Genomic DNA, 2,482 nt, shown 5'->3' on the forward strand with positions numbered 1-2,482 from the left:
AGGCGCCCGGCAGGCTGGGTGCCAGCGGGCCGGCAAAGCCCGTCGGCAGCGCGGCGAAGAATTCGCCGGCCAGCCGCGCCAGGGTCACCTCGTCCGGCACGCCGGCCGGAACTGCGCCGGCCAGGCCGGCGAGCCCCTCACTTGTAGGTGTCGGGATAGTCATGGTACTTGCCGATCTCCACGTCTTCGAGGACAGCCAGGGCATCGTCGGTCAGCACGGCCAGCGAGCAATACAAGGAAATCAGGTAGGACGAAATGGCGTTGCGGTTGATGCCCATGAAGCGCACCGACAAGCCCGGGGTCTGTTCGCCGGCAAGGCCCGGCTGGAACAGGCCGACCACGCCCTGACGCTTTTCGCCGGTACGCAGCAGGATGATCTTGGTCTTGCCGTCCTCGACCGGCACCTTGTCCGACGGGATCAGCGGGATGCCGCGCCAGGTCAGGAACTGGGCGCCGAACAGGCTGACGGTCGGGGGCGGCACGCCGCGACGGGTGCATTCGCGGCCGAAGGCAGCGATGGCCAGCGGGTGGGTCAGGAAGAAGCCGGGCTCCTTCCAGACGCGGGTCAGCAGATCGTCCAGGTCGTCCGGGGTCGGCGCGCCGGTCAGCGTGGAGATGCGCTGATCGTCATGCACGTTGGCCAGCAGGCCGTAGTCCGGGTTGTTGATGAGTTCGCTTTCCTGACGCTCCTTGATGGTCTCGACGGTCAGGCGCAGCTGTTCCTTGATCTGGTCATGCGGGCTGCTGTACAGGTCGGAGACGCGGGTGTGCACGTCAAGGATGGTAGTGACCGCATTCAGGAAGTATTCGCGGGGCGCTTCGTCGTAGTCGACAAAGGTTTGCGGCAGTTCGGACTCGTCGCGCTGGGAGCACGCCACGCGCACGTCGCGGGGGTTCTTGACCTTGTTGAGGCGGTAGATACCGGCCTCGACGGGCAGCCACTGGAGCAGATGCACCAGCCAGCGCGGGGAAATGGTGGAAAGCTGGGGGACGGTCTTGGTGGCATTCGCCAGCTGCCGTGCGGCGCTATCGCCAAGCGCAGTCGGGGCGTCGTGATGGTCGGCCATTAGGGGGCTCCTTATCGTTAAAAGTGGAATCGTTATGAAAAATACGGATAAGCGAGTGTCTTTCCCGCAGGGCTTCGCTTCAACCGGCTATAGCCGTCGGCGAGCCCTTTCAGGGCACATCACTCTGCAGGGACGCTCTCGAAACGGGCGATCAGGGCCGACGGACGCAGACCCAGGGCGAAGGCCAGCTTGCCAATGGTGAGCAGGGAAGGCATGGCCCGGCCCCGCTCCACGTCACCGATATAGGTGCGATTGAGATCGGCGTATTCGGCGAGCTGCTCCTGGGACCAGTCGCGCTCCTCCCGCAGACGCCGCACGAGGGCGCCGAAACGATTGGAAGTTCCAGGCTGAAACATGCTCAATCCTGTACCCAGGGCAGGTCGTGGAAACGCCAGCCGCCCACACCCCCGCGGCGCTGGCGCTCGTCCAGATCGCCCTCGAAACCTTCGAGGATGTTGAAGGCGTTGGTGAAACCGGCCTTCGCGGCCGCTTCGGCAGCGGCGGCCGAGCGCTTGCCGCTGCGACACAGGAACAACACCAGCGTGTCTTTCCTGACCTTGGCTTCCAGTTCCTTCACGAAGCGCGGGTTGCGGTTCATGGCGGTGCCGGTCATCCAGGCGACATGGAGGGTTTCGGGAATGTGACCGACGAACTTGCGCTCCTCGGCGGTGCGCACGTCCACCAGCACGGCGCGGCCTTCGATGACGAGGGTCCAGGCATCGGCCGGAGAAATACCGCCGGCGTAGGGCTGTGCCTCGGCACGAGCGCGCTCGCGGGCCTGCTCAAGAACAGTTTCGGCGATATCGGCGCTGCCCGCAGCGGGCGGCACGGGCGCTGCACTGGCAGCAGAATGAAGACGGGTATCAAGCATGTCAGTTCTCCCGGATGTTGATGACCGGCACGCTTGTGTGCCTGGCCGATGGGAGAACATTAACGACGCGCACTGACGGCGCGAACCAAGAAGAATTCAGAAGGCTTGCAAGTCGCCAGTGATAAGCAAAGCAGGATTCCGGATAAGCCGCCCGTGGGTCGGACTTCAGTCCGACAACGCAAGCTGAACGGGCGCTGTCGGGTTGAAACCCGACCCACAGAAAAATCCGGCCCTGATCAACCCGCCTCGAAGACGAACTGCTGGGTGGCCACGATCTCACCCTCGCCCGATACGCACTTGTATTGCAGCATGGCGTTCCGCACGACCGAATGGAAGACCTTGGGCCCCGACAGGATGTTCACGTCGCGCACCGCTCCGCCGCGAATAACGGCCTGGGCCTTGATGATGCCGCTGACGCCTTCGGCGCCTCGCGGCACCTCGGGTCGCACCTGGGTCGGGCAACTGGCCGCCATGTCGGCCTTGACCGGCTTGGGCAGGGCCAGCGGAGCCGGCGCAGGCGTCGGGGCCGGCGGGGCGATGACCG

3 protein-coding genes and 1 pseudogene are annotated in these 2,482 nt (G+C 65.0%); all 4 read right to left on the reverse strand.

The annotated features are described in order from the left end of the window. Nucleotides 1-137 precede the first annotated feature (137 nt). The gene (locus tag ETQ85_RS25010; protein WP_148581722.1) at nt 138-1,067 is read right to left on the reverse strand and encodes a family 2A encapsulin nanocompartment shell protein; all 930 of its coding nucleotides are present in this window, start codon (nt 1,065-1,067) and stop codon (nt 138-140) included. Between the two features lie 119 nt (nt 1,068-1,186). Next, nucleotides 1,187-1,423, reverse strand: a complete 237-nt coding sequence (locus ETQ85_RS25015) for a helix-turn-helix domain-containing protein (RefSeq protein WP_148581723.1) — start codon at nt 1,421-1,423, stop codon at nt 1,187-1,189. A gap of 2 nt (nt 1,424-1,425) precedes the next feature. Beyond that, nucleotides 1,426-1,938, reverse strand: a complete 513-nt coding sequence (locus tag ETQ85_RS25020; RefSeq protein ID WP_148581724.1) for a rhodanese-like domain-containing protein — start codon at nt 1,936-1,938, stop codon at nt 1,426-1,428. A gap of 236 nt (nt 1,939-2,174) precedes the next feature. Further along, nucleotides 2,175-2,482 (reverse strand): annotated as a pseudogene (locus tag ETQ85_RS26755) (energy transducer TonB); the annotation flags it as partial.

Source organism: Zoogloea oleivorans (assembly GCF_008107625.1).
Lineage (GTDB): Bacteria > Pseudomonadota > Gammaproteobacteria > Burkholderiales > Rhodocyclaceae > Zoogloea > Zoogloea oleivorans.